Source organism: Erythrobacter sp., from assembly GCF_038133525.1.
Lineage (GTDB): Bacteria > Pseudomonadota > Alphaproteobacteria > Sphingomonadales > Sphingomonadaceae > Qipengyuania.
Map to the genome: position 1 here is coordinate 22,777 of NZ_JAYPTL010000018.1, position 19,395 is coordinate 42,171.

Genomic DNA, 19,395 nt, shown 5'->3' on the forward strand with positions numbered 1-19,395 from the left:
GACTCGTGAGGCAATCAGTTGAGTTCGTCGGGAGGCGCGACCGGAAATAGCAAGGGTGCCACCGCGATGCCTTCGGCAAGCATCTCGGCCGCCTCATCCTTGGTCGCCTGGCCATGGATCGGAGCCTCGTCGACTTCTCCATAATGCATTGAGCGGACACGCTCGGCGAAGTCTTCGCCAACCCAGGTGCTCGATTCGAGTGCCTTGGCCTGTGCCTCTGCCAGCGCTTTCAATGCCTGTTTGACCTCTGCTGGCATTTCTCCGCGCGCCATTTGCGTGGGAGCAGGTTGATTGGGTTTGCTGTTTCCCTTGGCTGGAACCGCCGGAGCCATAGGCGCCTTGGTGACGTCTTCGGACCCGCATTGCGGACAAGACATAAGGCCGCGCGCCTGCTGGTCGGCAAAGTCGGTCGAAGAACCGAACCAGCCTTCGAAGCGGTGGCCCTCGCTGCAGGAAAGGTCGTAAACGATCATTGCATCTGCCTATTTGGCGATCGGGCGGCGGTTGGCAAGACTCGGCACCTGCGCCCTGACCTCGGCGATCCGCGCGGAGTCGATCTCTGCGAAGCCGATCCCCGTTTCGTCACCGCCCATATCGAGCAGAACTTCACCCCAGGGGTCGATCACCAGGCTATGACCATAGGTGCGCCGTCCGTCGGCATGCTCACCGACCTGCGCCGCAGCCACGACAAAGGCGCTTGCTTCGATGGCACGGGCGCGCTGCAAGACGTGCCAATGCGCCTTCCCCGTTGGGACGGTAAAGGCAGCGGGAATCGAGATGACGTCGCAATGACGATTCCCAAGCTCCTCAAACAAAGCGGGAAATCGCAAGTCGTAACAGATCGTCAGCCCCAGATGACCGATCGGCGTGCCTTCCACCGTGACCACCTCGCCACCCGCCGCATAGGCGTTCGATTCTCGCCAGCTTTCGCCTGTTGCGAGATCGACGTCGAACATGTGCATCTTGTCATAGCGAGCAGCGACATTGCCTGCGGCATCGATAAGGAAGGCGCGGTTGGCCCAGCGCCCGTCTTCCAGCCTGACGGCAAGCGACCCAAGCGCTACCCAAATTCCCGCTCGCGCCGCCGCTTCGCGGGCCCGCTGAAGCGGTGTCGAGTCTTCTTCCGCCACGATCGATGCCGCTGCTCGCTTGCGGTCGCGATCGAGCAATCCCGACATCTCCGGTGTGAAGAGCATCGCCGCCCCCTCCCCGGCAGCGTCCGCAATTGCATCTGCGAGCACGGCCGCGTTGGCATGCGGGTCAATCCCCGCGGTCATCTGGAGAACGGCGACGCGTGTCATTCAGCCCGCCAGCAACGGATCCAGCTTGCCCGCACGCTCAAGCGCAGCAAGCTCATCCGATCCGCCGACATAGGTTTCGCCAATGAATATCTGCGGCACCGTCCGGGCATTGGGTGCGCGCTGGAGCATTTCCGCACGCTTCGGTCCGCCCATGGTAATGTCGTGCTCGGTGTAGTCGACGCCCTTCTGCGCAAGCAACCGCTTGGCCCTGTGGCAATAACCGCAACCGAACTTGGTGTAGATGACGACGGGGGGATTAGTCATGGAATTTCCTCTTGTTACGACTCCGCGCTAGCGTTGGAGTGGCAATCTTGAAAGCGCTTTTGCCTACCCTATCTAGGAGTTGCCTGAGCATTCGCAAAGGCGGTGAGGTGCCGAGCACGGGCCTGACCAGTACAAATTGCTCATTAGAGGATTTGCAACGATGAATCGTATGGATTTTACCCCCTATCGCCGCTCGACCGTCGGTTTCGACCGCCTGTTCGACCTGATGGAGCGCCAGGCGCGCAATGCCGGTGGCGACAATTACCCACCGTTCAACATCGAGCGCCGTGGCGAAGAAGAATATCGCATCACCCTCGCTGTAGCGGGCTTCCGCCCCAATGACCTCGACATTACCGCGCAGCAGAACCTTCTGGTGGTTCAGGGCCGCAAGCGCGACGAGCATGTCGAAGGCGAAATGCTGCATATCGGTATCGCCAATCGCGGCTTCGAACGCCGCTTCGAACTTGCCGACTACGTTCGCGTACAGAACGCCGATCTCGCCGACGGTCTGTTGGTGATCGATCTCGTTCGCGAAGTGCCTGAAGCGATGAAGCCGAAGAAGATTGCGATCGGTGGCCAGGCAACGCTCGAAGTGGTCAAGGACAACGACGGCGACACGAAGGCCGCCTGACGAGCGTTTTCGTCAGAGGACTGTATGAAAAACGTAGGGGGTGGAACTCAGGTTCCACCCCCGCGACGTTTACCGCCGCCAAGCCCCCAAAAACGGTCGTCCGGGTCGCAGAAGACAACCGGCTTCGAGGCAAGCCCATCCCACTCGGCGATGCAAGTGTTTCGAAAGTCCACCCTTTTACGGGTGAGCCAAAAACAAACTGCACCATTTATGTCGAGAGATAAACCAGAATATCGCATTGATCGTCGGACTTGTCGCGCTCTTACAAGTACTTAAGCCCAGATCTCAATCTAATCAGATACTTGCACTAGAAGCTTTTTACAAAAAAAGCCTAAACCAACCTGGCCTGTTCAAGCGCCGCGCCAATGAATCCGGCAAAAAGAGGGTGCGGATCGAATGGCTTGGACTTCAGTTCGGGGTGAAACTGTACCCCCACGAACCAAGGGTGATCGGGGCGTTCGACGATCTCTGGCAACAAGCCGTCGGGCGACATGCCCGAGAAGATCAGTCCCTGTTTTTCCAGCGGATCGACGAAAGCTGAATTGACCTCGTAGCGATGGCGGTGGCGCTCCGAGATAACGGATGCCCCCCCATAGATGCTCGAGACATGGCTATTCGCCGCCAGTTTCGCATCATAGGCACCAAGCCGCATGGTTCCGCCCAGGTCGCCCCCAGCTTCACGGGTTTGCAGACCCTCTTCGGTCATCCATTCCGTGATGATACCAACCACGGGGTGATCGGTTTCCCCGAATTCGGTCGAACTGGCATTTTCGAAGCCGGCAGCCCGAGCTCCCTCGATACAGGCCATCTGCATACCAAGGCAGATCCCGAGGAACGGAACGTTGCGTTCCCTCGCGAAGCGAACTGCAGCGATCTTGCCTTCGCTGCCGCGTTCACCAAATCCGCCGGGCACTAGAATCGCGTGCATCGGCTCAAGCTGGGCGGCAATATCGCTCTCGGCCTGCTCGAACACCTCGGCGTCGATCCAGTTGATGTTGACCTTGACCCGGTGGGCCATCCCACCATGCACCAGCGCCTCGTTCAGCGACTTGTATGCGTCCTGCAGGCCGACATATTTGCCGACCACGCCGATCGTCACCTCGCCTTCGGGGTTCGAATGGCGATCAACCACATCGTACCAGCGCGACAGATCCGGGTCGGGCGCGTCGGTGATCCCGAAGCCGCGCAGGACTTCCGTATCGAGCCCTTCAGCATGGTACTGCAGGGGCACCGAATAAATCGATGGCGCATCGAGTGCCGGGATGACTGCTTCCTTCCGAACGTTGCAGAAGTTGGCAATCTTCTGCCGTTCGCTGTCCGGGATGGGATGTTCGGCGCGGCACAGAAGCACATCCGGCTTGATCCCGAGACTGGCGAGTTCGCGTACCGAGTGCTGTGTGGGCTTGGTCTTTAGCTCGCCCGCAGCCTTGATGTAGGGCACCAGTGTCACATGGACGCTCAGCGTCTGGAGCGGTTCCAGCTCGTTCCTCAGCTGGCGGATGGCTTCCATGAAGGGCAAGCCTTCGATGTCACCTACCGTGCCACCGATCTCGCACAGGATGAAATCGTGATCGCCCTGGTCCGCCAGCGCGAATTCCTTGATCGCATCGGTAACATGCGGGACGACCTGGACCGTCGCACCCAGATAGTCGCCGCGCCGCTCCTTGGCGATGATCTGCTGATAGATTCGCCCGGAGGTGACATTATCGCCCTGATGGGCCGATACGCCCGTGAAGCGCTCGTAATGCCCAAGGTCGAGGTCGGTCTCCGCCCCGTCGTCGGTCACATAGACTTCGCCATGCTGATAGGGACTCATCGTCCCTGGATCGACGTTCAGGTAGGGATCGAACTTACGAATGCGGACCTTGTAGCCGCGCGCTTGGAGGAGGGCAGCAAGCGATGCCGCCATGAGACCTTTGCCAAGCGAGGAGACCACGCCGCCGGTGATGAAAATATACCGCGCCATGGGAGTCGGGCCTTAAGCTGATGAATGGAGTCGAGGCAAGCGCAAAGCCGAACGAATTGCCCCGCGCAGGCGGCGCAATCCACAATTCGCGCTGATGGAATGGTTATTCGGTCGCGTCTGACAGCGGATCGGCGGCTCCGGCCGGGGCTGCCGAACCTTCCGAGGGAGCGGTATCGCTGGTGGTCGCCGCGCCCAGTGGATCGACCGGCGCGGCAGGGGCCACGGTGCGGTCGAGCGTCGATTCAACTCCATCGCTGCCTGAATTGCTCACGGCAATTGCCGCAAGCGCAATCGACAACACAACAAAGGCCGTTGCCAACCACCGGGTCGACCGCGTCAGGAAGTCAGCCGCGCCCCGCGCACTCAGCATGCCGGTTGGGCTGCCGCCCACTCCCAGCCCGCCGCCTTCCGAGCGCTGCATCAGGATGACGCCGACTAGAGCGGCGGCGATGATCGCCTGGACGACGGTAAGGAATAGGAACATCGGGTCTGGCTACTCTTGAATCGGAAATTCTGCGTGAGACGCGCATCTAGTAGTAGAACGGCAAAACGACAAGGCTGCGCCAGGTCAAGCGTCTTCGCTCTCAGAAGCAGCGACGACGATGCCCAGGAAGCTCTCAGCCGAAAGGCTGGCACCGCCGACGAGCGCGCCACCGACTTCCGGAGTCGAGAGGATTTCACGTGCATTTTCCGGTTTGACTGAGCCGCCATAGAGGATGCGCACACCCGAAGAAGCTTCTTCGCCATAAGTTTCGTCGAGCAGCTTGCGGATCGCACCATGCATCGCGGCAATATCTTCGACCGTGGCGGTTCGACCGGTCCCGATGGCCCAGATCGGTTCATAGGCGATAGTCAGGCGTTCTGAGGGGTCGGCAAATGCAGGCAAGGCAACCTTCAGCTGGCGCAGGACAAAATCCTCCGCGTCGCCGGCATCGCGAGTTTCCAAGGTCTCACCGCAACACAGGATCACCCGAAGCCCGGCATCCAGGGCCGATTCGATCTTGGCATTGACGAGCTTGTTAGTCTCGCCATGGTCCTGGCGGCGCTCGCTGTGGCCGAGGATGACGAACTTCGCCCCCGCATCGGCGATCATAGAAGCACAGATATCCCCAGTATGGGCGCCTTCGTTCCCAGGATGGCAATCCTGAGCGCCTACGCCGATCTGCTCGGCCTCGCGATGGACGGCATGAATCAAGGTATATGGCGGCGCCACGGCCACCTCTACCTTCATGTAACGCTGAGCTGCCCGGTCAATCGCGCGTGCTTCCGAAAGCATCGCGCGGGTACCGTTCATCTTCCAGTTTCCAACGATATAGGGCCTAATGGCCATTGGTTCTTCCTGCGGTAACTAAACTTGATTGCCCTACATATGGGCGTTTTCTGGCGCCCCGGTAGCCAAGCTTTGTTTGTGCGTCAAAAGCCTTTGCGACCTGTTGCCGCGAGGTCGCAGGCCGGATAAAGCGCGCTCTCCGGTGATGGCGTTACCTCCGCCATGCCTCAGTCAGAACCAACAATCGGGACCCCCCGTCAGCATGCTTCAGTTTTTCCGCAACATGTTCAAGTCGAAGATCGGCCTGGCAATCGTGCTTGGTTTCATCGGCCTGATCGGCTTCGCATTCGCGCTCGGCGACATTTCGGGGGGATCAACGTTTGGCGGCGTAGCAGGTGGCGACCGCGTAGCCGTGGTTGGTGGCGAGAAGATCGGCACCGCCGATTTGCTGCGCGGGGTCAACAACGGGCTGGATCGCATGCGCGAGGAAGATCCAACACTGACGATGCCTCGATTCATCGCCAACAAGGGGCTGGATCAGTCACTCGATGCTTTGATCGACCGTTTCGCTCTGAGGGCATTCGCAAATGAATATGGCATCCGTGTAGGCGACAATCTCGTTAACAGCGAAATTCGCCTGATTCCCGCATTCCGTGGTCCCGACGGGAACTTCAGCGAAGATACCTATCGCCAGGTTCTGGCGCAGCAGCGCATTACCGACACCCAAGCACGCGACGACCTCGCTACGCGACTACTCGCACAGCAGCTCTTCGTGCCCGCCGGGCTGGGAGCAAGCATCCCCGAAAGAATGGCTTATCGCTATGCCCAGCTATTCAAGGAACGGCGCAAGGGATCAATCGCGCTGCTTCCTGCGGTCGCCTTTGCCCCGCCCACGGGCGCGCCCGACGATACGCTCATGGCCTATTACGATTCGCACCGATCCGAATTCGTTCGGCCGGAACGCCGGATCATTCGTTATGCCACCTTCGACAGTAGCAATCTGGGTGACCGGATCATTCCGACCGAGGCGGAGATTACAGCCCGCTACAAGCAAGACACAGCCAAGTACGCGGCGAGAGAGACGCGTGACATAACCCAGCTGATCGTGCCAACTGAAGCGGCTGCCAAGTCCATCCGGGAACGTATCGCGGCAGGTTCGTCGTTCGAAACGGTCGCGCGCGAGGCCAGCCTGCGTGTTGCGAAGCTTACCGCCACGACCCGTGAAGCTCTCTCCACCCAAGCGTCGCCGGCGGTAGCGAATGCCTATTTCTCAGCTGCGGAGGGCGCCATTTCAGCGCCAGCCCGCGGCGCGCTTGGCTGGCACGTCGCGCGGATCGATGCGATAAAGTCAGTTTCGGCACGTAGCCTCGACCAGGCGCGCGGGGAAATCACTGAAACGCTGCGCGAAGAAAAGCGCGCACGCGGCCTTGCCGAATTGGCGATCGAGGTCGAAGACCAGCTCAGCGACGGTGCGACGCTTACCGAAGTTGCCAAGGATCTTGGTCTCGAACTCCAGACCACCAAACCTGCACTGGCCAATGGCCAGATATACCAGACGGCTGGTGAAACGGTTTCGCAGGTCCTCGCCCCAGCGCTGAAAACCGCATTCCAGATGGACGAAGAAGAACCGGAGATCGCACCCATCGCTGGCGGGGAAACCTACCTGATCTACGACGTGGGGGATATCACGCCGGCGGCAACGGCACCGTTTGCCGAGATCAAGCAAGCGGTCGAAGCAAACTGGCGGCAGTCGCAAGGACTGAAGGCCGCACAGGCTGCGGCCGACCGTGTACTGAAGCGCGTACGGGGTGGCACTTCTCTCGCTGCCGCACTCGCCGCTGAAAAGGTCCCGCTGCCCGCAGTCGATTCGATCGATCTGACCCGCGAACAGTTGGCCGCCCAGCGGGAGCGTCGTATTCCTCCGCCGCTGGCGCTGATGTTCAGCATGGCCCAGGGCACGGCCAAGAAACTCGAAGCGGCTCAGAAGCTTGGTTTCTTCGTTGTCGATCTGGACGCTATCACGATGGATGAGCTGGACCGGAACGATCCGCTGGTCACCCAGGCTCGCGGCCAGATGGCGCAGTTGGTGGGCGACGAGTACGGAGAACTGCTGCGGACCGCGATCCGCACCGAAATGGGCGTCGAACGCAACCCGGCAGCCATCGCCGCCGTGCGCAAGCAGCTCATCGGCGGGAACTGAGGCGCGCTTGGCACCGACACTTGAAGGGGTTGAGGCAGCTCATGCCGCATTGGCAGCAGGCAAGCCTGCACTGGTGTGGCGCAAGGTCGTCGCCGATACGGAAACACCGGTAGGCGCAGCACTGAAGCTGTTCGAGGAAGGTCGCGGCGACTTCGTTCTCGAGTCGGTCGAGGGAGGCGAGGTACGCGGCCGCTACAGTCTGATCGGGCTCGATCCCGATCTGGTATTCAGGGCGACAGGCGCGCAGGCCGCCGTCAATCACCGCTGGCGCGAGGATCGCGAGGCTTTCGAGCCCTGCGAGAACGAGACCATCGAGGCGCTGCGCGCCCTCTCCGCTTCGTGCCGCTGCGACGTGCCAGAAGCATTACCCCCGGCGCTAGCCTGCCTGGTGGGGTATTTCGGCTACGAAACCATCGGACTTGTTGAATCGCTGCCGCGCGCACCGCAGGGCGAGCTCGACCTGCCCGACATGCTGTTCGTTCGACCAACTGTAATCCTGGTATTCGACCGCTTGAGCGACTCGCTCTTCTGCATCGCCCCGGTATGGCCCGATGGCTCGATCGAACTCGCGGGTGAGCGTATCGACGAGGTGTTGCGCAAGCTCGCTTCGCCGCTGCCCGTGGCAAGATTGGATGCGCAGGATCACCCAGAGCCGGAACTGTCGCCGACCATGGCAGCGTCCGATTTCGAGGCGATGGTTTTACGAGCCAAGGACTACATCGCAGCAGGCGATATCTTCCAGGTTGTGCTTTCGCAGCGCTTCACTTCCCCCTTCGAGCTGCCACCGATGGCACTTTACCGATCGCTGCGGCGGGTGAACCCCTCCCCCTTCCTCTACTTCCTCGATCTCCCCGGCTTCGCTGTTGTAGGATCAAGCCCTGAAATCCTCGTGCGTGTGCGCGATGGTGAAGTGACGATCCGCCCGATCGCAGGTACGCGTCCGCGCGGGGCCACGCTTGCCGAGGATCGGCTCGCCGAACAATCGCTTCTGGCTGACCCAAAAGAACGTGCCGAACACTTGATGCTGCTCGACCTTGGCCGCAACGATGTCGGTCGGGTCGCCGAATCCGGTACTGTCACCGTCACCGAGAGCTTCACCGTCGAACGTTACAGCCACGTCATGCATATCGTCAGCAATGTCGTCGGGCGGCTCGCAAGCGACAAGGATGCGCTTGAGGCGCTGTTTGCCGGCTTCCCTGCGGGCACGGTCAGCGGCGCACCGAAGATCCGTGCATGCGAGATCATCGCCGAACTCGAGCCGGCAACGCGCGGGCCCTATGCTGGCGGGGTAGGCTACTTCGCCCCCGACGGTTCGGTCGACAGCTGCATCGTGCTGCGCACCGCAGTAATCAAGGATGGGACCATGCACGTGCAGGCCGGCGCTGGCATCGTCGCCGACAGCGAGCCCGCCTATGAGCAGCGCGAATGCGAGGCCAAGGCCGGTGCCCTGTTGGCTGCTGCGCGCGAAGCGGTGCGGTTGGCGCAAGAACCGGGGTTTGGGCAATGACCGCACGTTTCGCCGCCCTCGCCCTGCTTGCACTTGCCGCCTGCAACCCGCAGCCCGAGGGCGAACCAGTCACGCGCACGCGCATCGATGGCAAGGGCGAAACACCCACGCCAGTGCCGACCCAGACCGTGGCAAGCTCGGTCGAAAGCGCCTGCCGTTCGATTATTTTCGAGGACGCACCGCTAACCGACTGCGTCGCGATCCCCACCCGGCACGCAATCGCCATGGATCTGGGGCCGAGCGGAGAGGCCCCCTATCGCAGCCTCACGACCTTTGCCGCTGCACATAACGGACAGGGCATCGCCTTCGCGATGAATGCGGGCATGTTTGATGAAGACGGAACGCCGGTTGGCTATTTCGTCGAGAACTCAGAGCGCCTGCAAGAACTCAACACAGCCGACGGCGAAGGCAATTTCCACATGAAGCCTAATGGGGTCTTCTACGGTACTGGCGGCGAATGGCATGTGCGCACGACCGAGGAATTCCTGGCCAACGTCAAGGATCGCCCCGAGTTCGGCACGCAGTCCGGGCCGATGCTGGTCATCGGCGGCAAGATCCATCCCGAGATCACCCATGATGGCCCATCAAAGCTCGTACGCAACGCGGTCGGCGTCGATGAGCAGGGCCGTGCACATTTCGTCATCTCGAACGCGCCGATCTCCTTCGGCAAGCTCGCACGCTTCTACCGCGACGAGCTAAAGGTGAAGGACGCGCTCTATCTCGACGGAACGGTTTCGCAGCTGTGGAATCCTGCGACCGACCGTCTGGACACCGGTGAACCGATTGGGCCCATCGTCATCGTGACGAAAAAGGACAGCGAATGACGCAAGATCGCCGCACACTCTATCCAGAAATCGAACCCTATGAGACCGGCATGCTCGAAGTCGGTGACGGGCACACGATCTACTGGGAAAAGGTCGGCAAGCCGGGCGGCAAGCCGGCGGTTTTCCTCCATGGTGGCCCAGGTGCAGGATGCAGCTCTGGCCAGCGCCGCCAGTTCGATCCTGACCTTTACGACGTGCTGCTGTTCGACCAGCGCGGCTGCGGGCGTTCGACTCCTTTCGCCTCGCTGCTCCACAACACAACCTGGCATCTTGTGCGCGACATGGAGAAGCTGCGCGAAATGTGCGGGCACGAACAGTGGCTGGTCTTTGGTGGCAGTTGGGGCTCCACGCTCGCACTATCCTACGCCCAGACACACCCGGACAGGGTCAGCGAACTGGTTCTGCGCGGCATCTTCCTGGGTCGCCAGATCGAAAACGACTGGCTGTGCAGCTTCGGCGCCAGTGAGCTCTACCCCGAGGCGTGGGACGATTTCATCGGCCACATCGACGAGGACAAGCAGGACGACCTGATCGAAGCCTATCGCGAACTGCTCGATGATCCCGATCCCGAAGTACGCAAGGCAGCGGCGGCCGCCTGGAATCGCTGGGAAGGTGCGACGGTCACTCTGCTGCCCGAAGACGAAACAATCGATCACATGGCAGAGGGCGAAAACGCGGTCGCTACGGCCCGGATCGAGAACCACTATTTCCGCAATGGGTGTTTCCTTGAGGAAGGTCAGCTGCTCGATAATGCGTGGAAGCTGGCAGACGTCCCGGGGATCATCGTGCAGGGACGCCACGACTGTTGCACCCCACCCCGCTCTGCCTGGGATCTCAAGCAGGCATGGCCGGAGGTCGAGCTTCAGATCGTGCCCGATGGCGGCCATCTCTATACCGAACCGGGCATCACCGATGGCCTGATCCGCGCCAGTGACAGGTTTGCTGGCAAGCCCGCGTGACGCCACGGCGAGCTTAACTTGCTTGATAGCGCGGCGTCGCGCGCCCATTGACCCCACCATGACCAACCGCCGTACCATCCTCGTCATCGACAACTACGACAGCTTCACCTTCAACCTCGTCCATTACCTGATGGAGATGGGCGCGGGTGTGGAGGTTGTGCGCAATGATGCCATTTCGGCAGGGCAAGCGATCACCAGCGGCGCTGCGGGATTCCTGATCTCGCCCGGCCCGTGCACCCCGAACGAGGCTGGCGTCAGCCTCGACCTCGTGGCGGCATGCGCGGATGCAGGCAAACCCCTCCTCGGCGTGTGCTTGGGGCACCAGTCGATCGGGCAGCACTTTGGTGGCAATGTGGTACGCGGCGGGCTGATGCATGGTAAGACGTCACCGGTCACGCATGACGGCAGCGGCGTCTTTGCCGGATTGCCGTCGCCTTTCACGGCGACCCGCTACCATTCGCTGGTGGTCGAGGAAATTCCCGACAGTCTCGTGGTCAATGCCACCAGCGACACCCCGGGCCTCGACGGCAGTAGCGTGATGGGCTTCCGCCATCGCGAATTGCCAATCCACGGCGTGCAATTCCATCCTGAGAGCATCGCGACCGAGCATGGCCATGCACTGCTGGCCAACTTCCTCGCCTTGTGCGGGATCGACGCGAAGCTCCCAGCATGAAGACACTACCCGCCGCGGAACCCCATCTTACCGAAGCTGAAGCCGAAGAGGTTTTCGGTTGGATCCTCGATGGCGAGACCAGCGATGAGGAAATCGCCCGCTTCCTGTTGGCAATAACCGAGCGTAGCGAAACTGCCGAAGAAATTGCAGGTGCCGCACGCGCGCTGCGGGCGCGCTATATTCCAGTGGCCGGGCCTGAAAACGCCATAGATGTTTGCGGTACCGGCGGCGACGGGCACCATACGCTCAACGTTTCGACCGCGGTCGGTCTGGTAGTAGCCGCCTGTGGCATTCCGGTTGCGCGTCACGGCAACCGCGCGATCTCATCGCTGTCGGGCGTGGCCGATACTTTAGAAGTCTTGGGGCTCGACATGGTCGCTGCAGGACGGACGGCAGAGAAGACGCTCGCGGAAATCGGCATCTGCTTCCTATTTGCGCCAAACCACCATCCCGCGATGGGGCGTATCCAGCCCATCCGGAAGAAGCTTGGTCGACGGACAATCTTCAACCTTATGGGGCCGCTTGCCAATCCGGTAGGAATCAAGCGACAGCTGATCGGCATTGCCCGTCCCGCATATGTCTCGATCTACGGCGACGCGACTGCGCGCTTGGGTACCGAGCGTACCTTCATCGTCTCCGGCGACGAGGGTCTGGACGAACTGAGTTTGGCGGGCGGAAATGAAATGGCCGATGTCGTCGGTCATGATTTCGAGATGAAGCGGGTGGATGCGGGCATAGCCGGGATCGAGCATGCCCCTCTCGAGGCGATACGCGGTGGCGATTCACGACATAATGCGAAGGCGCTCGCCGCACTGCTCGCAGGTGAAAGCGGTCCCTATCGTGATACCGTGAAATTCAATGCGGCGGCCGCACTATTGGTTGCCGGTGCCACTGAAAGCTGGGAAAGCGGCGCAGCGATGGCTGGCGAAGCCATCGACAGCGGCAAGGCCGCAGAGCTTCTGGCCAACTGGATTGAAATGGCGAAGTGAGACGATGAACAAGCTGGTCGAGATCTGCGCTACCAAGCGTGAGGAAGTCGCCGCGCGCAAGACCACTCACTCACTCGACGCGCTTGAGGCACTTGCCGCCCAACAGACGGCTCCGCGGGGATTCCGGGCGGCGCTGGAATGCGCGCAGCAAGAGGGCTTCGGACTGATCGCAGAAGTGAAGAAAGCTTCTCCATCCAAAGGATTGATCAGAAAGAATTTTTATCCTGCACAGCACGCCCGGGACTACACCGCTGGTGGGGCGACCTGTCTCTCGGTTCTGACCGATGCCCCCTACTTCCAGGGCCATGAGGATTTCCTGGTTGAAGCGCGCGCAGCCTGTGATCTTCCGGTCCTGCGCAAGGACTTCATGGTCGATCCGTGGCAGGTGGCCGAGGCCCGTGCCATCGGCGCCGACGCGATCCTGATCATTGTCGCGGCGCTCGAAGATGGGCAGATGGCGGAAATCGAAGCGGCGGCGATCGAACGCGGCATGGATGTCCTCGTCGAAGTGCATGACGAAGCTGAAATGGTACGCGCAGCGCGCCTTCGCTCGCGCCTGATCGGGGTCAACAATCGCGATCTTCGAACCTTCGTGACCGATCTTGCCACCACCGAACGGCTCGCCCCACTTGCGCCCGAGGGCGCTTTGCTTGTGGGTGAAAGCGGGATCGCAACCCATGCGGATTGCCAACGCTTGGCCGCGGCAGGCGTGCGCAGCTTCCTGGTGGGCGAAAGTCTCATGCGTCAGGCCGATGTCGCGATGGCTACCCGCACACTGCTGCTTGGGTGATCCTGTCCTACGCCAGCACAATGCGCTAGCCTTTGGCGATAGGTGCCTCGCCGCCTCACACCGTTCGGTAGGTAGAAGGTGAGATTCAGGACTGTGTTCCACCTGCTCCAGGATTCAGCTGATTGGCTGGAATTCTGAATGGGCTCCGCACCCAAGCGGATCGTATAGAGAACACTTGTTCCACCGAAAAAGCGTGAAAATGGCTGGATTGCTTGACTTACGATTCGCGGTTGCCTAATTGTTCCGCATTCGTTCACCGATTGTGAACGGCGGCACGGGAGTATCGCATCAATGCTGACGGCCAAGCAGCACGAACTGATCCGCTTCATCCAGCAGAAGCTGGAAGAGACCGGCATTTCACCCAGTTTCGAGGAAATGAAGGAAGCGCTCGATCTCAAGAGCAAGTCGGGCGTCCACCGCCTGATCTCTGCGCTGGAAGAGCGTGGCTTCATTCGTCGCCTGCCCAACCGCGCCCGCGCGCTTGAAGTGGTCAAGCTGCCTGAAGATGCAGTAACCGGAGGCTCCCGGCCGCGTGCTGCGAACGATGCCGTGTCGGCTGCGATCTCTCCGAAGGCCATCGCGCCGGAACCGGCCAACGATATCATCGAGGTGCCTTTGCATGGGCGCATCGCGGCAGGCGCACCGATCGAGGCGATCGAGGGACAAGCCAGCATGCCGGTCCCGGCTGCCCTGCTCGGCCCGGGCGAGCACTACGCGCTCGAGGTTTCTGGCGATTCGATGATCGAAGCGGGTATTTTCGACGGCGATTTCGCGTTGGTGAAGCGGACCGAAACCGCACGCGACGGCGAAATCGTGGTCGCGCTGGTCGACAATGAGGAAGCGACGCTCAAGTACCTGCGGCGTGAGGCCGGACGCATTCGCCTCGATCCTGCCAATGGTGCTTACGAACCCCAGATCTACGAGCCCCATCGGGTCAAGGTTCAGGGCAAGCTCGCCGGTCTCTTGCGGCGCTATCACTGATTTGGCGATGGCGGCCTGCGGGGCGGACCCTCGCGTGGCCGCCACCACCCGTGCTCGCCTTGCGATTGTGCGACCGTGTCGATGTGGCCTGAGGTCAAATATAGCGAGACGCCACCTTCACGCTGCAGGAATCGTCGATCCAATTTGAGCCACGCCGGGTGGCAAGCGCGCGGCAGGTAACGATCCGAGATCACGATATCCGCCTTCTCGCATGCCGCAGCTAAAGCGCGCTCCTCGACGAGATTTCGGCTGCGGGAAATCAACAGGCGCCATGTCCTCCCACCGCGTTCGAGTTCCAGCGCACAAAAGTCGTCGCTGCAACGTGCGTCTGGCCAGTCTGCCAAGGCCAGAGGTTCGGCACTACTTGCCGCTATCTCCAGCAAGCTTTCCTGGGCATAGCCACCCCGCCCTTGCCGCAGGACCAGCAGGCGCCCGCCTTCCCCGGTAATCCCGATGTCCCGACCGTCGCGGGAAATCAGGACATCCGGCGACGGTGCAGTGAGCATCCACAATGTTGCGATCACGGCCGGCGCCAGCCCCCAGACCCTACGCCGACCCTGCCACAGGGCAAGCCAGAGCCCTCCGCTGACAAAAAACAACAGCGCGGCGATCGGAACGGGGGAAGCAAGCTTTACCGCACCCGGCAGGTTCGCCACGAACCGTGCCAAGACAAGCAAGGCATCGAGCGATTGACCTGCCAGCCACCAGAATGGGCCGCCCGCCCCCGCCAGGTCGAACAAGAGCGCCAGGCCGATCAGCGGCATCGACACGAAGGTCACGAGTGGAATTGCGATGAGGTTCGCAAGGGCCCCGTAAACGCCGGCTCGGTGAAAGTGGAACAGCACGATTGGCATCAATGCCAACTCAATCACCAGGCCAGTCAGGAACAGCACTGCCATCTTCCGCCCGAAGCGGATGCCCCAACCTTCGTTCCTCGGCGCCAGAAACTCCCGTACTGGCTTGGCGGCATGCAAAGCGACGATCGCCAGCACTGCGGCAAAACTCATCTGGAAGCTGGGCCCCACCAAAGATTCAGGCCAGAGCACCAACACGCCGATCCCCGCCACGGCGACCATACGCATTGACAAGGGCTCGCGCCCCAGTGCGAGCGCCAACAGGACGAGGACCGCTCCGATGCAGCTACGGATCGTCGGCACCTCGGCCCCGGTCAGCAAGGTATATCCAATGCCGGTCATAGCGGCTGCACCCGCAGCAACCAGCGGCAAACGCACGCGCAATGCCAGCCAAGGCCAGAGAGCCAGCGCCTTGAGCGTCAGAAGGTAGGCTGCCGCAATGATCGCGCTCACGTGAAGGCCACTGATCGACAGGAGGTGCGTGAGCCCTGCATCGCGCATCGCCTCCTCATCCTCAACCGGGATGGCGCCACGATCTCCGCTTGCCAAGGTTGCGGCAATGGCACCCGCAGCCCCATCGATCCGGCTCCGCACGTGAAGCGACAGCCCCCGCTGCATCCGCACGAGATGCGCCTCACCCGGCGTTGGAGGTTCCAGGATCTCGACCGAGCCAACGACTGCACCGGTTGCAGCGAGTCCCTCGAACCAGGCCCTTCGCGCGAAATTATACGCCCCTGGCACAATTGGCGGTGCCGGCGGCAAGAGCCGGACCGCCAGGCGAACCCGGGCACCCTCCCGCAGACCGTCATCGTCCAGTTCGAGCGGCAGGTTGACGCGGTAGGCAACTGCTCGCCCTGTTGCGGCATCACGCGCCGCCAATGTGAAGCGCACGCGCCCTTCCGAAGGTTGATCCTCCCGCTCCAGAATTCGCGCGTCAAGTTGCTCGAAGCGCGGCGTAGCCAATGGTTCGGCCCCGACGATTTCGGAGCGAGACCATACAATTGCTATTCCGAGCGCAACCGCGAGCGAGGCCAGCACAACCGCCGTCGAGATCAACGAACGATCGGCTCGATCGCGCCAAATCGCGAACGCTGCTGATGCCGCCAGCAGCGAGGCGACGATCGCCGCCGCCCATTGCCACTCATCTACAAGGCCAAACCATAGCGCTATTCCCGTGGCCAGTGCCACGCCAAGCCACGGTCCACGATCGAATTCCGAGGTGGCCAGGGAATGCTCGATCCAGTCGGCGAATCTGGACAAGAGCTCGCGCATGCGCCAAGGGCGCCGCACTATGGTGCGGGCGGCATCGCCCGCCTCCCCCAACGGTACCAAAGGCGTCCCTTGCGTCGCCATGTAAGTGTTTGAAAGGAAGCGAGAGACAATGGCAAGCGATAGTGTGAGCACCGCTGCCGGGTCGGCCGGGCCAGTCGTTACCCGCTTCGCACCGTCACCCACCGGCTATCTGCACATCGGGGGAGCGCGGACCGCCTTGTTCAACTGGCTCTACGCGCGCCACCATGGCGGTCGCGTATTGCTGCGGATCGAGGATACGGACCGCAAACGCAGCACGCAGGATGCGATCGACAAGATCATCGACGGACTGGCCTGGCTAGGGCTGGATTTCGACGAAGCCCCTGTCTTCCAGTCCGACCGCGCCGAACGCCATGCCGAAGTCGCGCACCAGCTGCTTGCCGCTGGCCATGCCTACAAGTGCTTCGCCACCCCCGAAGAGCTCGAAGAGATGCGCGAGGCCCAGCGTGCGGCCAAGCAACCCCTGCGTTATGATCGGCGGTGGCGCGACCGCGATCCGGCTGAGGCGCCGGAGGGCGCGCCCTATGTCATCCGACTGAGGGTTCCCATCGAAGGTGCAACCACAATCGAAGATGCAGTCCAGGGCAGCATCACCGTCCAGAATTCGGAGATCGATGATTACATCATCCTCCGTTCGGACGGCACGCCGACCTATATGCTCGCCGTAGTGGTCGACGATCACGATATGGGCGTCACCCATATCATCCGCGGCGACGACCATATCAACAATGCCTTCCGACAGCTGCCGATCATCCGCGCAATGAACGAGATCGAAGGGAATTGGCCCGATCCTGTCTACGCGCATGTTCCCCTGATCCACGGTTCAGACGGAGCAAAGATGTCCAAGCGGCATGGCGCGGTCGGGGTCGAGGCCTATCGCGACGAGGAAGGCATCCTTCCGGAGGCACTGGTAAACTACCTGCTACGTCTCGGTTGGGGCTACGGCGACCGTGAAGAGATCAGCCGCGAGGAAGCGGTTGAACTTTTCGACCTGGACGGCGTTGGCAAAGGCCCAGCGCGTTTCGACATCAAGAAGCTCCAGAATCTCAACGGACATTACATTCGCGAAGCCGATGACGCCCGCTTGGCCGGCCTTGTCGCTGAACGGATTGGTCCTGAGGCGGACATAGCGCTGTTGACCGCAGCCATGCCTGTACTCAAAGTCCGTGCGAAGTCTATCAATGAACTCGTTGAAGGTGCAGCATTTCTCTTCGCAAAACGTCCACTTGAGATGACAGAGAAAGCGGCGGCATTGCTCGATGCCGAAGCTCGCGAGCGATTGGGCGAGCTCGGTAAAATGCTGCAACTGCAAAATGACTGGACAATCGAGGCTCTCGAAGCCACTACGAAATCGTATGCCGAGAACCTTGGGGTTGGGCTCGGCAAGCTCGCGCAACCGATGCGTGCAGCACTTACCGGTACGACGACGTCGCCCGGTATTTTCGATGTGCTGGTCCTGCTGGGAAGGGAAGAGGCGCTCGCTCGTATCGAAGCGCAGGCCTGACCTTCCCCGAGAACCGCAAAAGACGTTTGAGGAGACACGTGTGGCCGACAATCAGGCAACTCTCGATCTGGGCGGAAAAGCCCAGGAATTCCCGGTACTGAAGGGGAGCGTCGGTCCTGATGTGATCGACATCCGCAAGCTTTACGGTGCGACCGGTGCATTCACTTACGACCCCGGATACAAATCAACTGCAAGCTGCGAGAGCGCCCTCACCTACATCGACGGTGAAGAAGGTATCTTGCTTCATCGCGGTTACCCCATTGGCCAGCTGGCCGAACATTCCAGCTTCATGGAAGTCAGCTATCTGCTGCTGAACGGCGAACTGCCGACGCAGGAAGAGCTCGACGACTTCACTTACACGATTACCCGCCACACCATGGTGCACGAACAGCTGCGCAGCTTCTATCAGGGCTTCCGCCGCGACGCGCATCCAATGGCAATCATGTGCGGCGTAGTGGGCGCACTTTCGGCCTTCTACCATGACAGCACCGACATCGCCGATCCTGAACAGCGCAAGATCGCCAGCCACCGCCTGCTGGCCAAGATGCCGACGATCGCGGCGATGGCATACAAGTATTCCGTTGGTCAGCCGTTTCTGCAGCCAAAGAACTCGCTGAGCTACACCGGCAACTTCCTGCGGATGACCTTCGGCGTCCCCGCCGAGGAATATGAAATCCATCCCGCCATTGAACGCGCGATGGACCGGATTTTCATCCTCCACGCCGACCATGAGCAGAACGCATCGACTTCGACCGTGCGCCTCGCCGGTTCCTCCGGTGCCAACCCGTTCGCCTGCATCGCGGCGGGTATTGCCTGCCTGTGGGGCCCGGCGCACGGCGGCGCGAACGAAGCCGCGCTCAACATGCTCCAGGAAATCGGATCGCCCGACCGCATCCCACACTATATCGAGCGCGCCAAGGACAAGAACGATCCGTTCCGCCTGATGGGCTTCGGACACCGTGTGTACAAGAATTACGACCCGCGCGCGACGGTTATGCAGAAGACCCTGCGCGAGGTGTTCGACGCACTCAACGTCAATGATCCGGTTTTCGAAACCGCGCTGCGGCTGGAAGAGCTCGCGTTGAGCGACGATTACTTCAAGGAAAAGAAGCTGTTCCCGAACGTGGACTTCTACTCGGGCATCATCCTCAATGCGATCGGTTTCCCGACCACCATGTTCACCGCGCTCTTCGCACTCGCCCGTACCGTCGGCTGGGTCGCTCAGTGGAACGAGATGATTTCCGATCCCGCCCAGGTTATCGGCCGGCCGCGCCAGCTCTATACCGGCCCGACCGAGCGCGATTACGTGCCAATCGGCAAGCGCTGAGCTCGCCTTTGCAACCAGAGTTCAAGGGGCGCTTCGGCGCCCCT

At 61.3% G+C, this 19,395-nt stretch carries 18 protein-coding genes; 11 read left to right on the forward strand and 7 right to left on the reverse strand.

What is annotated here, in order from left to right:
- Positions 1-14: 14 nt before the first annotated feature.
- Genes AAFM29_RS06495 through grxC form a run of 3 tightly spaced genes read right to left on the reverse strand, consistent with a single transcriptional unit; the run spans position 15 to position 1,565 of the window.
- Entirely contained in the window at positions 15-473 is a 459-nt protein-coding gene (locus AAFM29_RS06495) for a DUF1178 family protein (RefSeq protein ID WP_341711992.1), read from the reverse strand.
- Between the two features lie 9 nt (positions 474-482).
- A complete protein-coding gene (locus tag AAFM29_RS06500) occupies positions 483-1,301 on the reverse strand; it encodes a carbon-nitrogen hydrolase family protein (RefSeq protein WP_341711993.1) in 819 nt (272 codons plus the stop codon).
- Positions 1,302-1,565 (reverse strand): glutaredoxin 3, encoded by a 264-nt coding sequence (gene grxC, locus AAFM29_RS06505; RefSeq protein ID WP_341711994.1) that lies wholly within the window; start codon positions 1,563-1,565, stop codon positions 1,302-1,304.
- A gap of 160 nt (positions 1,566-1,725) precedes the next feature.
- Between grxC and AAFM29_RS06510 the strand changes: the two genes are divergently transcribed.
- Positions 1,726-2,196 carry an Hsp20 family protein gene (locus AAFM29_RS06510; protein ID WP_341711995.1) on the forward strand — a complete coding sequence of 157 codons (471 nt, stop codon included), beginning with the start codon at positions 1,726-1,728 and terminating at the stop codon, positions 2,194-2,196.
- Between the two features lie 331 nt (positions 2,197-2,527).
- Here the strand turns inward: AAFM29_RS06510 and AAFM29_RS06515 are convergent, their stop codons facing one another.
- The 3 genes from AAFM29_RS06515 to tpiA form a co-directional block, all read right to left on the reverse strand.
- On the reverse strand, positions 2,528-4,162 hold the full coding sequence (locus AAFM29_RS06515) for a CTP synthase (protein ID WP_341711996.1): 1,635 nt from the start codon (positions 4,160-4,162) through the stop codon (positions 2,528-2,530).
- 103 nt (positions 4,163-4,265) lie between these two features.
- A complete protein-coding gene (gene secG, locus AAFM29_RS06520) occupies positions 4,266-4,646 on the reverse strand; it encodes a preprotein translocase subunit SecG (protein ID WP_341711997.1) in 381 nt (126 codons plus the stop codon).
- A gap of 84 nt (positions 4,647-4,730) precedes the next feature.
- Positions 4,731-5,492 carry a triose-phosphate isomerase gene (tpiA, locus tag AAFM29_RS06525; protein ID WP_341711998.1) on the reverse strand — a complete coding sequence of 254 codons (762 nt, stop codon included), beginning with the start codon at positions 5,490-5,492 and terminating at the stop codon, positions 4,731-4,733.
- 202 nt (positions 5,493-5,694) lie between these two features.
- On the opposite strand from tpiA, the gene AAFM29_RS06530 reads away from it, so the two are divergent.
- The 8 genes from AAFM29_RS06530 to lexA all read left to right on the forward strand — a co-directional run bounded on the left by AAFM29_RS06530 (position 5,695) and on the right by lexA (position 14,355).
- Positions 5,695-7,632, forward strand: coding sequence for a SurA N-terminal domain-containing protein (locus AAFM29_RS06530; RefSeq protein WP_341711999.1), 1,938 nt, complete (start codon positions 5,695-5,697; stop codon positions 7,630-7,632).
- 7 nt (positions 7,633-7,639) lie between these two features.
- Positions 7,640-9,139 carry an anthranilate synthase component I gene (gene trpE / locus AAFM29_RS06535; protein ID WP_341712000.1) on the forward strand — a complete coding sequence of 500 codons (1,500 nt, stop codon included), beginning with the start codon at positions 7,640-7,642 and terminating at the stop codon, positions 9,137-9,139.
- Positions 9,136-9,963, forward strand: coding sequence for a phosphodiester glycosidase family protein (locus tag AAFM29_RS06540; RefSeq protein WP_341712001.1), 828 nt, complete (start codon positions 9,136-9,138; stop codon positions 9,961-9,963). Before trpE ends, AAFM29_RS06540 begins: the two co-directional genes overlap by 4 nt.
- Positions 9,960-10,922, forward strand: coding sequence for a prolyl aminopeptidase (gene pip / locus AAFM29_RS06545; RefSeq protein WP_341712002.1), 963 nt, complete (start codon positions 9,960-9,962; stop codon positions 10,920-10,922). Before AAFM29_RS06540 ends, pip begins: the two co-directional genes overlap by 4 nt.
- A gap of 58 nt (positions 10,923-10,980) precedes the next feature.
- On the forward strand, positions 10,981-11,595 hold the full coding sequence (locus tag AAFM29_RS06550) for an aminodeoxychorismate/anthranilate synthase component II (protein ID WP_173214709.1): 615 nt from the start codon (positions 10,981-10,983) through the stop codon (positions 11,593-11,595).
- Positions 11,592-12,584: an anthranilate phosphoribosyltransferase gene (trpD, locus tag AAFM29_RS06555; RefSeq protein WP_341712003.1), complete on the forward strand. Its 993-nt coding sequence runs from the start codon at positions 11,592-11,594 to the stop codon at positions 12,582-12,584. The genes AAFM29_RS06550 and trpD overlap by 4 nt, the downstream gene beginning before the upstream one ends.
- Positions 12,585-12,588: 4 nt before the next feature.
- Positions 12,589-13,374 (forward strand): indole-3-glycerol phosphate synthase TrpC, encoded by a 786-nt coding sequence (trpC, locus tag AAFM29_RS06560; RefSeq protein ID WP_341712004.1) that lies wholly within the window; start codon positions 12,589-12,591, stop codon positions 13,372-13,374.
- Between the two features lie 291 nt (positions 13,375-13,665).
- The gene (gene lexA / locus AAFM29_RS06565) at positions 13,666-14,355 is read left to right on the forward strand and encodes a transcriptional repressor LexA (protein ID WP_341712005.1); all 690 of its coding nucleotides are present in this window, start codon (positions 13,666-13,668) and stop codon (positions 14,353-14,355) included.
- Here lexA and AAFM29_RS06570 read toward each other — a convergent pair.
- The gene (locus AAFM29_RS06570) at positions 14,349-16,562 is read right to left on the reverse strand and encodes a ComEC/Rec2 family competence protein (protein WP_341712006.1); all 2,214 of its coding nucleotides are present in this window, start codon (positions 16,560-16,562) and stop codon (positions 14,349-14,351) included. The two genes, lexA and AAFM29_RS06570, sit on opposite strands and share 7 nt — an antisense overlap.
- 28 nt (positions 16,563-16,590) lie before the next feature.
- On the opposite strand from AAFM29_RS06570, the gene gltX reads away from it, so the two are divergent.
- On the forward strand, positions 16,591-18,024 hold the full coding sequence (gene gltX / locus AAFM29_RS06575) for a glutamate--tRNA ligase (protein ID WP_341712007.1): 1,434 nt from the start codon (positions 16,591-16,593) through the stop codon (positions 18,022-18,024).
- 40 nt (positions 18,025-18,064) lie between these two features.
- Positions 18,065-19,351, forward strand: coding sequence for a citrate synthase (locus AAFM29_RS06580; RefSeq protein WP_341712008.1), 1,287 nt, complete (start codon positions 18,065-18,067; stop codon positions 19,349-19,351).
- Positions 19,352-19,395: the final 44 nt, after the last annotated feature.

Bases quoted from the DNA above. Each gene is read 5' to 3' on its own strand.
- AAFM29_RS06495 (WP_341711992.1), bottom strand. From the start codon at position 473: ATGATCGTTTACGACCTTTCCTGCAGCGAGGGCCACCGCTTCGAAGGC.
- AAFM29_RS06500 (WP_341711993.1), bottom strand. From the start codon at position 1,301: ATGACACGCGTCGCCGTTCTCCAGATGACCGCGGGGATTGACCCGCAT.
- grxC (WP_341711994.1), bottom strand. From the start codon at position 1,565: ATGACTAATCCCCCCGTCGTCATCTACACCAAGTTCGGTTGCGGTTAT.
- AAFM29_RS06510 (WP_341711995.1), top strand. From the start codon at position 1,726: ATGAATCGTATGGATTTTACCCCCTATCGCCGCTCGACCGTCGGTTTC.
- AAFM29_RS06515 (WP_341711996.1), bottom strand. From the start codon at position 4,162: ATGGCGCGGTATATTTTCATCACCGGCGGCGTGGTCTCCTCGCTTGGC.
- secG (WP_341711997.1), bottom strand. From the start codon at position 4,646: ATGTTCCTATTCCTTACCGTCGTCCAGGCGATCATCGCCGCCGCTCTA.
- tpiA (WP_341711998.1), bottom strand. From the start codon at position 5,492: ATGGCCATTAGGCCCTATATCGTTGGAAACTGGAAGATGAACGGTACC.
- AAFM29_RS06530 (WP_341711999.1), top strand. From the start codon at position 5,695: ATGCTTCAGTTTTTCCGCAACATGTTCAAGTCGAAGATCGGCCTGGCA.
- AAFM29_RS06540 (WP_341712001.1), top strand. From the start codon at position 9,136: ATGACCGCACGTTTCGCCGCCCTCGCCCTGCTTGCACTTGCCGCCTGC.
- pip (WP_341712002.1), top strand. From the start codon at position 9,960: ATGACGCAAGATCGCCGCACACTCTATCCAGAAATCGAACCCTATGAG.
- AAFM29_RS06550 (WP_173214709.1), top strand. From the start codon at position 10,981: ATGACCAACCGCCGTACCATCCTCGTCATCGACAACTACGACAGCTTC.
- trpD (WP_341712003.1), top strand. From the start codon at position 11,592: ATGAAGACACTACCCGCCGCGGAACCCCATCTTACCGAAGCTGAAGCC.
- trpC (WP_341712004.1), top strand. From the start codon at position 12,589: ATGAACAAGCTGGTCGAGATCTGCGCTACCAAGCGTGAGGAAGTCGCC.
- lexA (WP_341712005.1), top strand. From the start codon at position 13,666: ATGCTGACGGCCAAGCAGCACGAACTGATCCGCTTCATCCAGCAGAAG.
- AAFM29_RS06570 (WP_341712006.1), bottom strand. From the start codon at position 16,562: ATGGCGACGCAAGGGACGCCTTTGGTACCGTTGGGGGAGGCGGGCGAT.
- gltX (WP_341712007.1), top strand. From the start codon at position 16,591: ATGGCAAGCGATAGTGTGAGCACCGCTGCCGGGTCGGCCGGGCCAGTC.